The sequence below is a fragment of the Pseudomonas sp. S3_G06 genome (assembly GCF_054667565.1).
This window is the reverse complement of record NZ_CP162738.1, coordinates 4,900,323-4,912,229: the sequence shown is the minus strand read 5'-3', so window position 1 is coordinate 4,912,229 and position 11,907 is coordinate 4,900,323. Positions and strand designations below refer to the sequence as shown.

The 11,907-nt window shown below is 59.4% G+C and carries 12 protein-coding genes; all 12 read right to left on the bottom strand.

Annotated elements, in window-relative coordinates; all coding sequences use genetic code 11:
- The 12 genes from AB4N47_RS21925 to tcyJ all read right to left on the bottom strand — a co-directional run bounded on the left by AB4N47_RS21925 (position 1) and on the right by tcyJ (position 11,619).
- The gene (locus tag AB4N47_RS21925; protein WP_071174050.1) at positions 1-627 is read right to left on the bottom strand and encodes a class I SAM-dependent methyltransferase; all 627 of its coding nucleotides are present in this window, start codon (positions 625-627) and stop codon (positions 1-3) included.
- Positions 628-733: 106 nt separating this feature from the next.
- Positions 734-1,090 carry a DUF6124 family protein gene (locus AB4N47_RS21920; RefSeq protein WP_016772210.1) on the bottom strand — a complete coding sequence of 119 codons (357 nt, stop codon included), beginning with the start codon at positions 1,088-1,090 and terminating at the stop codon, positions 734-736.
- Positions 1,091-1,403: 313 nt separating this feature from the next.
- Complete coding sequence (locus AB4N47_RS21915) at positions 1,404-2,048, bottom strand: methionine ABC transporter permease (RefSeq protein ID WP_039756400.1); 645 nt, start codon at positions 2,046-2,048, stop codon at positions 1,404-1,406.
- Positions 2,038-3,159 carry a methionine ABC transporter ATP-binding protein gene (locus AB4N47_RS21910; protein ID WP_341638353.1) on the bottom strand — a complete coding sequence of 374 codons (1,122 nt, stop codon included), beginning with the start codon at positions 3,157-3,159 and terminating at the stop codon, positions 2,038-2,040. Before AB4N47_RS21910 ends, AB4N47_RS21915 begins: the two co-directional genes overlap by 11 nt.
- A 2-nt stretch (positions 3,160-3,161) precedes the next feature.
- The gene (locus tag AB4N47_RS21905; protein ID WP_460154340.1) at positions 3,162-3,971 is read right to left on the bottom strand and encodes a MetQ/NlpA family ABC transporter substrate-binding protein; all 810 of its coding nucleotides are present in this window, start codon (positions 3,969-3,971) and stop codon (positions 3,162-3,164) included.
- Positions 3,972-4,089: 118 nt separating this feature from the next.
- Positions 4,090-5,448 carry an LLM class flavin-dependent oxidoreductase gene (locus AB4N47_RS21900; protein WP_341638355.1) on the bottom strand — a complete coding sequence of 453 codons (1,359 nt, stop codon included), beginning with the start codon at positions 5,446-5,448 and terminating at the stop codon, positions 4,090-4,092.
- Complete coding sequence (locus tag AB4N47_RS21895; RefSeq protein ID WP_341638356.1) at positions 5,448-6,641, bottom strand: SfnB family sulfur acquisition oxidoreductase; 1,194 nt, start codon at positions 6,639-6,641, stop codon at positions 5,448-5,450. Before AB4N47_RS21895 ends, AB4N47_RS21900 begins: the two co-directional genes overlap by 1 nt.
- A gap of 27 nt (positions 6,642-6,668) precedes the next feature.
- A complete protein-coding gene (locus AB4N47_RS21890) occupies positions 6,669-7,910 on the bottom strand; it encodes an SfnB family sulfur acquisition oxidoreductase (RefSeq protein WP_341638357.1) in 1,242 nt (413 codons plus the stop codon).
- Between the two features lie 262 nt (positions 7,911-8,172).
- Positions 8,173-8,937, bottom strand: coding sequence for a hypothetical protein (locus tag AB4N47_RS21885; protein ID WP_341638358.1), 765 nt, complete (start codon positions 8,935-8,937; stop codon positions 8,173-8,175).
- A gap of 462 nt (positions 8,938-9,399) precedes the next feature.
- Complete coding sequence (gene tcyN, locus AB4N47_RS21880) at positions 9,400-10,149, bottom strand: L-cystine ABC transporter ATP-binding protein TcyN (RefSeq protein WP_076565047.1); 750 nt, start codon at positions 10,147-10,149, stop codon at positions 9,400-9,402.
- 4 nt (positions 10,150-10,153) lie between these two features.
- On the bottom strand, positions 10,154-10,819 hold the full coding sequence (gene tcyL / locus AB4N47_RS21875) for a cystine ABC transporter permease (RefSeq protein ID WP_320329434.1): 666 nt from the start codon (positions 10,817-10,819) through the stop codon (positions 10,154-10,156).
- Complete coding sequence (tcyJ, locus tag AB4N47_RS21870) at positions 10,819-11,619, bottom strand: cystine ABC transporter substrate-binding protein (RefSeq protein WP_122508407.1); 801 nt, start codon at positions 11,617-11,619, stop codon at positions 10,819-10,821. Before tcyJ ends, tcyL begins: the two co-directional genes overlap by 1 nt.
- Positions 11,620-11,907: the final 288 nt, after the last annotated feature.

Sequence of the window (11,907 nt, the reverse complement as noted above, 5' to 3'; positions counted from 1 at the left end):
TCAGACTTTGCGCCACACGCTCGCCAGCCACGGCTGCTGTTCGCGCGGCAAGCCCGCAGGCCGGTAATAATGCTCCAGCTCGACAAAACCCGCCGCCGTCAGCAACCCGCGCCAGGCCTCGAGATCGTGATACGAGCCATAGCGCGGCCCGTTCCAGCCCTCTTGGTTGTCGCCTCGCGGATTGGAACTGAACAGCACGCCACCCGGTTTCAAAGTGCCGTGCAGTTGCCGTAGCACTTGCGGCAACACCTGCAATGGCACATGAAACAGCACGGCATTGGCGAAGATGCCGTCGAAGCGCTCGGCCGGCAGATCAAGCTTGAGAAAGTCCTGCTGCCAGACTTCACAACCGCTGTCCTGGCGGGCCATGCGCGCGAATTCCTGTGAGCCATCAAGGCCGATCGCGACGTGGCCCATGCGCGTGAAGGTTTGCAAATCCCGGCCCGGCCCGCAGCCGAAATCGAGAATCGTGAAAGGTGCTTCACCGTGAATGTGGCGCAGCAAGGCCTCAATGTTCTGGCTGACATCGTGGTCGCGCGTGCCTTCACGGAAATCCTCGGCCACCGAGTTGTAGTGACCGAGGGTAGTGGCGGTGATCTGTTCGAGGTCGCTGGGCGTTTGCTTCATGTTCGATGCTGTATTGGTGGTGTGAGGGCGGACTATAAGCTTTTTCACCGGCAAAAAAACGCCGCCTGCGCTGGGGGCCAGTGCAGGCGGCGCCGGATGCCAGGCTTCAGTGCTGCTTCGCTCCCAGACAATCGATCGAGCGATCCATCATCGCTTTGGCCATTTCCAGCAGATGCCAGACCGAGAACACCATGGCCCGATCCGCGCCCCCGAGCTGGTCACCGCATTGATGGACGGTCACCGAAGCGCAGCGCAGCAGATCGGCAACATACAGTTGGGCGTCCTCCAGCGTCACATCTTCGCTGATGCTGTAGACGCGTTTCTGTCCAGCCAACGTGACCTGATTGCCGGCCAGATGTGAGTCGACGGCGCGGCACAGTGCAGAGCGATCCTTGAGCAAATCCTCGGTGAACCGCTTGCTTGAGGTAAGGCTAAGTGGCGGATCGGCAAGTTTCTTTTCCATGGGTAAACTCCTGACTTCAAGTGGGAGCCAACCATTTCGCGACTAAACGAGCAGGACGGCGGCTGCACGAGGATCAGTTGCCGGCCGGACAACTGAATCCAGTCACCGCAAAACAGTGACGACCGGAGATTAGCTACAGGATATTTCGGGTACAAGCGGGCAAATTATTCTAGGAATCGTCCTGCAAACCCGCGTGCTTCAGGCTGGCGAAACGACAAAAGTGGTGTAGGAAGCATCTGATTTTAATGAAGGGCATCGCCCAAAATAACGCGATCAGATGGGCTCGGTTGATGGCCACCTGCCGCTATTGACCTTAGCGCTTATTCAGCCCCCGCGCCAGCCTGTCGCCACCCAACTGAATCACCGCCACCAGCGCCACCAGCAAGACGATCACCGTCAACATGATCTGGCTATCGAAGCGCTGATAACCGTAGCGATAAGCGATATCCCCCAGCCCACCAGCACCAATTGCCCCAGCCATGGCCGACGAATTGATCATCGTCACCAGGGTGATGGTGAAACCGCCGACAATCCCCGGCAGCGCCTCGGGCAGCAGCACATGCCAGACGATATGCCAGCGCCGGCAACCCATGGCCTGGGCGGCTTCGATCAGACCATGATCGACCTCGCGCAGACTCACTTCGGCGATCCGCGCGAAGAACGGCGTTGCGGCGATTGTCAGCGGCACCACAGCGGCCCACACGCCATAAGTAGTGCCGACGATCAGGCGGGTGAACGGAATCAGCGCAACCATCAGGATCAGGAACGGGATCGAGCGGAACAGATTGACGAATGCACCCAGCGCACGGTTCAACAGCGGCGCCTCATAGATCCCGCCCTTGTCGCTGGTGACCAGAATCACCGCCATGGGAATGCCCACCAGCAGCGCGATCAGCGACGACACGCCGACCATCAGGAAGGTGTCGATAAAACCCTGCAGCAAGCGATCAAACCACATAGCCCAATACCTCCACTCGTTGCGCCCACTGCCCGGCGCGCTCGCGCAATTGCTCGGCGCTGTACGCCGAGCCGCTGACGGCCAGCAACAGCTGCCCCAGCGCGTGACCCTGAATCCTTTCCACGCCGCCCTGAAGCAGCTTCACTTGACCACCCAACGCCGCAAACAACGCGGCCAGATCCGGCTCATCAGCGGCACTGCCGGTGAACTGCAAACGCAACACCACCGCTGCATTTGAAGCCGTAGATTGCGCCTGCAAGCGGCTTTGCAGTTCTTCCGGCAAGGCGTGTTGCAGCGGTGCGAGCAAGGTCTGGCTGACTGCGTGTCGCGGATTGCCGAACACTTGCCACACCGGGCCTTGCTCGACCACATGGCCGTGCTCTAGCACAACGACGCGATCGCAGATCTCGCGGATCACCGCCATCTCATGAGTGATCAGCACAATGGTCAGGCCCAGGCGTTTGTTGATCTCGCGCAACAGGCCGAGGATCGACTGCGTGGTCTCCGGATCCAGCGCCGATGTCGCCTCATCGCAGAGCAGAATGTCCGGGTCATGCACCAGCGCGCGGGCAATGCCGACACGCTGTTTCTGCCCACCGGAGAGCTGCGCCGGATAAGCCTTGTGCTTGCTGTGCAGGCCGACCAGTTCAAGCAGTTCGCGGACCTTGTTGTCGCGCTGCTCCTTCGGCACGCCGGCGACTTTCAGCGGCAACTCGACGTTCTGCCAGACGGTCTTGGCCGACATCAGATTGAAGTGCTGGAAGATCATGCCGATGCGCCGGCGCAGGGCGACGAGGCGGTCTTCATCGAACTCGCCGATATCGACCTGATCGATCAACACCCGCCCCGACGTTGGCTGCTCCAGGCGATTGATCGTGCGGATCAGCGACGACTTGCCAGCGCCGCTGCGGCCGATGATGCCGAACACTTCGCCGCGTTGAATCGCCAGGTCGATGCCCTGCAAAGCCGCGACCGGACCTTGCCGGCCGTTGTAGGTTTTGCCCACGCCGATAAAGCGTACGTGGGCGCGATTCAACTCGGGGTGCAGCTGGGTTTTTTCAGCATTGTGTGGCTCTGGAAGCTCCAGTCGCCGTTGGATCGCTGCGGTCATGTTCAGCTTTCCCAGCCGGCCTGATAGAGCTTGCCGTGGGCCTTGTCCAGCGCCGCGCGAACGGCCGGCGAATGCTGATAGATGTCGACGAACTTGATCAGGCGCGGGTCGGTTTTGCTCTTCGGCTGGATGACGAATTGGATCACGTATTCCTTGTGATCGAGACCGTCGAACAGCAGCGCCGAGCCGGCATCGAAGGTCTTCGCCAAGCGAATATAGGCTGGATAACCCTGGACCAGATCGGCGTCGTCATAGGCGCGCACCAGCTGCACGGCTTCGACCTGCAGGATCCTGATCTTTTTCGGATTGGCGACGATGTCGTCCTCGGTGGCCTTGTAACCGACGCCCGGTTTCAGGGTGATCAAACCGGCCTTGGCGAGCAATTGCAGACCGCGACCGCTGTTGATCGGGTCGTTGGCGATGGCGACGCTGGCGCCTTCGGGCAGTTCATCGAAGCTTTTGTATTTCTTCGAATACAGGCCGACGTTGTTGATGATCCCAGGAGCGAATGGCACCAGATCGAAACCGGACGCGGCTTTGGCGTTTTCCAGAAACGGAATGTGCTGGAAATAATTCACATCGATGTCGCCAGCGGCGAGGCTGACGTTGGGCGCGATCCAGTCGGTGAATTCCACCAGCTCGACTTTCAGGCCTTGTTTGGAGGCCTCTTCGACGGCGGCTTCCAGCGGGATGGCGAAAGCGGCGGTGGTGCCGATTTTCAGCGGCGCATCGGCAGCGAATAGCGCCGAGCTGAACAGGCCGAAGGCCAGGGCCAGTGATTTGACTGGGTGGGACAAGAGTTTTTTGGTCATGGTGGTTTTTCCAGTCAGTGCATGATTTTGTGGTGCCGGGGAGGGCCTCTTCGCGAGCAGGCTCGCTCCCACAGGGGTACGCATTTCAAATGTGGGAGCGAGCCTGCTCGCGAAACTTTTAATGCCGGTACGAAGAGCCGGTATGTTGCTCAGGCAACTGCGCCTCACCGTGAAACAATTTCTCGCGCAAGCTGCCGCTGTCATACGCAGTCTTGTACGAGCCGCGTCGCTGCAACTCGGGAATCACCAGTTCGATGAAATCGACATAGCTTTCCGGGGTGACGATGCGGGTCAGGTTGAAGCCGTCCAGACCGGTCTCGGCGATCCACGATTCGAGTTCATCCGCCACCTGCTCGGGCGAGCCGACCACGGTGATGTAACGACCACCGAGGGCGTGCTGGTCGAGCAATTTGCGCCGGGTCCAGTCGTTGTTTTGCAGGTTTTTCGTCGCCGACTGAATCGCATTGCTCTTCACGTACTGGATCGGCTCATCGATTTCGTATTGGGCAAAGTCGATGCCGGTGGAGGCGGAAAAATGCGCCACGCCGGCCTCGGCGCTGGCGTAGCTGAGGTACTCGGCATGCTTGGCCCACGCCGCTTCTTCGGTGGCGCCGACGATCACATTGAGGCCCATGAATACCTTGATGTCTTGAGGATTGCGCCCGGCTTCGACGGCGCTGGCACGGACCTTGTCGACCTGCACTTTGGTCGATGCTTTGTTCTGGCCGCTGATGAATACGCACTCGGCATGACGCCCGGCGAAGAGCAAGCCGCGATCGGAGCTGCCGGCTTGGAACAATACCGGCGTGCGCTGCGGTGACGGCTCGCAGAGGTGATAACCCGCGACCTGATAGAACTCGCCCTGGTGCTCGACCTTGTGCACTTTGTCCGGGTTGGCGTAGATGCGCTGCTCGCGGTCGTTGCGCACCGCGCCGTTCTCCCAACTGCCTTCCCAGAGCTTGTACAACACCTGCAGATACTCTTCGGCCTGGTCGTAGCGGCGGTCATGTTCGACCTGTTCGCGCAGGCCCATGGCTTTGGCGGCGCTGTCCAGGTAACCGGTGACGATGTTCCAGCCAACCCGGCCGCGACTCAAATGATCGAGCGTCGACATGCGTCGGGCGAACAGGTACGGCGGCTCGTAAGTGAGATTGGCGGTGAGGCCAAAGCCGAGGTTTCTGGTTACAGCAGCCATCGCTGAAACCAGTAGCAGCGGATCGTTGACCGGCAACTGGATCGACTCTTTCAGCGTGACGTCCACCGAGTCCTGGTAGACGTCGTAGACGCCGACGATGTCAGCGATGAACAAGCCATCGAACAATCCACGCTCAAGCAACTGCGCCAGTTCGGTCCAGTACTCGATCGTGTTGTAGCGGGTCGAGGTGTCGCGCGGATGGGTCCACAGGCCGTGATTGATGTGGCCGATGCAGTTCATGTTGAACGCGTTGAGCAGAATCTTCTTTTTCGCAGCAGTCATCAGATCGTCCCTCGCAGCGGAGGGTTTTCATCGTTGAGGTAGTAATTGCCCACGGCGTGATATTTCCAGCGCACCGGGTCGTGCAGGGTGTGCACGCGCGCGTTGCGCCAGTGCCGGTCGAGGCCGTGTTCGCTCAGCGTCGCCTGACTGCCGGCGAGTTCGAACAGCGTGCTGCCAGCGGCGAGGGAAATTTCCGTGCTGATCGCCCGCGCTTCGGCAACTGCTATCGACGCGGCGGCGACAGTTTCGGCATTGGTTTCAGCTTGCGCGGCATCGAGGAATTCACCGGCACGTTCGAGCAAGGCTTCGGTGGCGTGCAGACGAATGCTCAAGTGGCCGAAGCTCTTCAGCGTCAGCGGATCGTCGGTAGCCTTGTCGTTGCCGGAATCGATCCACGGACGGGTTTTGCTGCGCACGAAATGCAAGGCATCTTCGTAAGCGGCGCGGGCAATGCCGGTGTCGATGGCGGCGTGGAGAATCTGTGCCAGCGGGCCGACCGTGGTCGGGCGCTCGAAAGCGCTCTGGAACGGCAGCACGTCTTCCGCCGCTACATACACATCTTCGAACACTACCGAGCCGCTGCCGGTGGTGCGCTGGCCGAAGCCGCTCCAGTCGTCGATTACCGTCACGCCCTTGCTTTCGCGCGGGACGAAGGCCAGTTGCTGTACGCCGTTTTCATCGACCACCGACGTCGGAATGCGCTGCGCGTAAATCGCCCCGGTCGAGTAGAACTTGCGACCGTTGATGCGATAACCAGCGCCGTCGCGTTCGAGGCTGGTGACGCGGTCGTGAGCGGTTCTGGTGCCCAGTTCCGCCAGCGCATTGCCGAAGCGCTGGCCGGCGAGGACCTCGGCGTACAGGCGCTGTTTCTGTTCATCGCTGCCATTCACGCGCAGCACTTCCAGTGCGTAGAAATGGTTCTGCGGAATCTGCCCGAGCGAGCCGTCGGCCTGAGCGATGAGTGCGATGACTTTGCCCAGGGTGACGTTGGATACGCCCGCGCCGCCATATTCTTTTGGCACGCTGATGCCCCACAGGCCGGAGCGGGAAAACACTTCCAGCTCGGCCAATGGCAGGCGGCGTTCGCGGTCGCGCAGGGCGCTGTCGCGTTTGAAATCTTCGGCCAGGTCGCTGGCGACGATCAGGGCTTGCTCATCGCTGGTGATGAGCGCGACGTGATGGGAAAGCGTCATAGGGGGTTCTCCAGATGACTGGTCGTCTCAGATCCAGGAATGGCGAGCCGGCAAAGTGCCGTTCAGGCGATAGGCGCCGACCGCGTGATATTTCCAGCGCACCGGGTCGTGCAGGGTGTGCACGCGGGCGTTGCGCCAGTGGCGATCCAGATTGAATTCGGCAAGGGTCGCGCGGCTGCCGGCCAGTTCGAAGAGCTTTTCGCTGGCCAGCAGCGAAATCTCGGTGGTCAGCACTTTTGCTTCGGCCACGGCGATCGAAGCGCGTGCGGCGGATTCGGCAGTCAGCGGCGCGGCGTGGACTTCATCGAGCACTTTGCCGGCCTTGCGCAGCAGCGCTTCGGCGGCGTGCAGTTCGATTTTCAGTTTGCCGATATCGGCAATCACGTAGAGGTCGTCGCTGGCGCGCTCGACCTTGGCGTCGATCCATGGCCGCGCGCGGGTTTTGACGAAGTCGATGGCGTCGTCGATGGCGCCACGGGCGATGCCGGCGTCGATGGCTGCTTGAATCAGCTGCGACACTGCGCCTTGGGTGTTCGGCTTGTCGTTGATCTTCCAGTTGTCGATGACCAGGCTCGACTCGACGCGCACGTTGTTCAGCAGGATCGTGCCGCTGGCCGTGGTGCGCTGACCGAAGCCCGACCAGTCATCGACGATGCGCAAACCCGGCGTGCCGCGACGGACGAAGGCCAGCACCTGTTTACCGTCATCGTTGAGCGCTTTCACCGCGACCCAATGCGCAAACAGCGCGCCGGTGGAGTAGAACTTCTGGCCGTTGATCACGTGATCGTCGCCGTCGGCGCTGACTCGCGCCTTCAGTTCCAAGGTGTTTTTCGTGCCACGTTCCGGTCCGGCATTGCCGATGCGCCAGCCTTCCAGAACACTCTGGAACAGCTGCTTTTTCTGCGCTTCGGTAGCGGTGCCGAGCAGCAGATGGATGATGCCGAACTGGTTCTGCGGGATCTGCCCGAGCGCCGGGTCGGCGGCAGAAATGATCGCGAATACTTCGGCCAGCGTGACGAAGGAAACCTGCGGGCCACCGTACTCACGCGGGATGGCAATGCTGCCCAGACCGCTGCGGGTGAACTGTTCAATTTCCGACCACGGCAGCTTGCGCTGCCGGTCGCGTTTGGCCGCCTGCACACGGGCGGCTTGCGCCAGATCAAAGGCGGCCTTGATCGCTTGAGCGTCGTTGCGCAGTACTTGCGCGGGCAACAACAGCGGGGCGATGTCCAGATCGGACTGCACGTTGGCATCTGCAAGACTGGACATCAGTGCCGCTCCCTGGCTGCACGCAATGCCCTGGCGATCTGCACTGGGGTGATTGTGTTCCGGACCATACCTACCTCACATCTCATGAAAAACGCCGCGAAGTGCGACGATTGAAAGAATGTCCGGTGGTCCGGTGCATATACCCTAAGCGTGTATAAAAATAAAATAAACTAACTTTTAGGAATATGTATAGAAGAGGGATGTTCGGCTTGGTTAACGAGTTTCGGGTGAGAGGTGACTAACCTCCCACCTTGAGCAGGTCTCACTTGGTACGCGATTCGGCAGCCTTGAATTCGGGTTTCAACGGGACTTTTACGTACGGATTTACGCAACCGATTTTCAACGTGCGCGGCGGCGCCCAGCGCGAGTTATTACCGACCCGGTCGAGGATGCAGTACGTCACGTCCAGTCGCAGGTCTTCGCCCGCTTCGACAATCACCGCCGGTGGCACCCAGACCTGAATCGGCAGCCCTACATCGGCCGCAGTGACTGGCGCCAGATCCATGCGCACATCGCCCCAGCGCAATGTGATGGCGTCGTCTTCTGCCATGTTCAGATAAGGCTCGATGGTCAGCGGCACGCCGCGTTTGATCTGGCTGGGGTTCACGCCCTGACGGCGAATCGCTTCGGGGATGATCACTGGTGCCAGTTGCTGATTTTCGTCTTCGCACTGCCCAGTGGGCTGGCCACCGGGGCAATCGAGTTTGACCTGCACCCGAGTCGCCGCCGACAGTGCCGGACCCTGGCCGACCTGCATCACGCGGTAGTGAATGCGCGCGGTGCCATTGGTGATGAAACTCTCTGGCACCCGAAGGCTCACTGACTCACCCACATCGTCTGCGCTGAGGACTTTTGACGCGACATAGCATTTGTTCCAGAACAGTTCGATCAGATCGCCATCGTCCATGCCGCAGTAGGGCGGCACATTGACCAGCAGGTGCGCTGCTGTTGCCAGGTTAATGCCGGTTTTTTGTGCGCATGCCAGCGTTGGCGCTGCAAGTTCGGGGGTGTGCGAAGTGCGGGTCATCGGTTTCTCTCCTTGAAGTCTTGCAGCGAAATCCGTTTCTGGAAAACAAAAAAGACGCGAATCAACTGGCAATAAAAGCGAAAACTATTTGTTCGGTTTTAGTGTGAGTTGTTTGAACTAATTGGCGTCGGTTGTCGACTAGATAAAAGTCTGCGGAGAGGGGTGTCAATAGAGCGGATTAGTTAATGCGTGAATTACAAGTTAATCAGAAAGCTCCTACGTCACCGAGGCAATATGCCTAGTGGTACGCGCGAAACCAGCTACAGATAAACGGCAATTGCGCAGGGTTTTGTGCGGGTTTGTTCGCAGGCAAACGTATGGAAATATGACGATTCGAAGATGAGCGTAACCGTTGCGCAATATATATCTGCGCTCGCAAGTAACAAATGTAGAGAAGATTGAAATGCCGGGAGAGAGGTAACTTCCATCCGTGGAAGTGGAGGGGTATTGCTGAGAAAGTTCTCAGGCGTGATTCAGAAACTTGCTGAGAAACTGTTTGGTGCGTTCTTCTTTCGGGTTGGCAAACAGTGCCTTGGCTTCACCCTGTTCAACAATTACGCCCTTGTCGAAAAACACCACGCGATTGGCCACGTCACGGGCAAAACCCATTTCGTGGGTGACAATCACCATGGTGCGATTTTCTTCGGCAAGACCGCGAATGGTCGCCAGCACTTCACCGACCAGTTCCGGGTCGAGCGCTGAAGTCGGTTCGTCGAACAGAATGACTTCCGGCTCCATCGCCAGCGCCCGGGCGATTGCCACGCGCTGTTGCTGGCCACCGGAGAGACGGCGCGGATAGGCGTCCTCTTTGCCGGCAAGCCCCACTTTGGTCAGCAGCTTTTTACCCAGAGCAACTGCCTGGTCGCGCGGCATCTTCTTGACCACGATCGGGCCCTCGATGACGTTTTCCAAAGCTGTGCGGTGGGGGAACAGGTTGAAATTCTGGAACACGAAGCCGACGTGCTGGCGCAGGTTGCGCACCAGACTTTGCTGCTGGTTCAGCGGGCGGCTGGTATCGATTTCGATATCGCCGACCTTGATCCGGCCGCTGGTGGGTTCTTCAAGGAAATTCAGGCAACGCAGAAACGTCGTTTTCCCCGAGCCACTGGGGCCGATGATCGCGACGACTTCGCCTTCCTTTACCTCAAGGTCGATGCCGTTGAGCACGACCTGACCCTTGAATTGCTTGGTCAGTTTTTCCACGACAATCATCGCGTCAGGACTCCTGGTCGTGCCGATTGACCCGCTCTTCCAACTTGTTCTGCAAGTGCGAAAGCACCGTGGCCAGAATCCAGTAGATCAGTGCGGCGGCAAGATACATGGTGAAGACTTCGAAAGTCCGGGCGGTAATCAGTTGCGCCTGGCGGAACAGTTCCGGCACCTGAATGGTCGCAGCGAGGGCGGTGTCCTTGACCAGTGAAATGAAGCTGTTGCCCAGCGGCGGCAAAGCCGTGCGCATCGCTTGCGGCAGGATGGCCCGGCGCAGAGTCTGCGCGCGGGTCATGCCGATACTCGCAGCAGCTTCCCACTGACCGCGTTCGATCGAACCGATCGCGGCACGCAGGATTTCACAGGCGTAGGCGGCCATGTTCAGCGAGAAACCGATCAGCGCTGCCGGCAGCGGATCAAGCTCCAGGCCCAGTTGCGGCAAGCCGTAATAGATCACGAACAGCTGCACCAGCAACGGCGTGCCGCGAAAGAACGATACGTAGATGCGTGCCAGCCAACTGACCGATTTGAAGCGCGACAGGCGCATCAGCGCGAGGCCGAAGCCCAGCAGCAGACCGAAGAACATCCCGCCGAGGCTGAGGATTACCGTGTAGTACGCGCCCTTCAACAGAAAGGGCGCGGAATCCAGCGCGAGTTGGAAAGCCTCTTCCATTATTTAGTGACGTCTGCGTTGAAGTACTTCTTCGACAGTTTCTCGAGAGTGCCGTCGGCACGCAGTTCGTCGAGCGCCTTGTTCACCGCAGCCAGCAGTTCCGGCTCGCCTTTGCGCAGGGCGATACCGCTTTCCTGACGCGAGAAGGCCTCACCGGCAGCCACGGTTTTCGGGGCTTTCTTGGCGTATTCGAGGGCAGCCAGACGGTCGATCAGGATGGCATCGGTACGACCGTTGTTGAGGTCGGCGAATTTGGTCGGATCATCATCGTAGGTGCGCACGTCAGCACCCGGCACGTTGGCGCGGACCCACTGCTCGTAGTTGGTGCCCAGGCCGACACCTACTTTCTTGCCGGAGAGGTCAGCGGCAGTCTTGATGTTCAGGGCCGACTCTTTGCTTTTCAGCACGAGGGCCTGGATGCCGGAGACAGTGTACGGTTCGGAGAAATCATATTTCTTCTTGCGCTCGTCGGAGATGGTCACTTGGTTGACCACCAGATCCAGACGCTTGGATTCCAGCGCAGCGAGGATACCGTCCCATTTGGTCGGCTGGATCTTGGCCTTGACGCCGAGCTTTTGCGCCAGCGCCTCGGAGAGTTCGACTTCGAAACCCGACAGCTTGCCGTTCTCGTCGACGAAGCTGAACGGTGGGTAGGTGCCTTCCAGGCCGACGTTGAGAACGCCCTTGTCCTTGATCTGTTGCAACTGCTCACCGGCCACTGCCTGACCGATCAGGCCAGCGCTGAGCGCCAGACCCAGCGAACCGACCAGCAGAGTGCGACGTAGTGCGGAAAAATTCATGACAAGCCCCTGTGTTTTCTTATGGAAGACGCTTAAGGAATGTAGGCAAATTGGTGATTTGAACGACAGCGCTATCCTGCCTTAAAGCAGCTTAAGCGTCTCGCCCGAAATTCGCCTGCGGCGAGACTATAAGATGTCTGTTTTAGACTTGAAAATACTAGATTGTGTTTCTTTTAGGGTTTTTTGGAATATGCGCCCGTTCAGTTGTGGCGAGGGGATTTATCCCCGTTCGGCTGCGCAACAGTTGCAAAGCCTGCGACGTTGTCCTCACTTGCGAAAGGAAGGGGC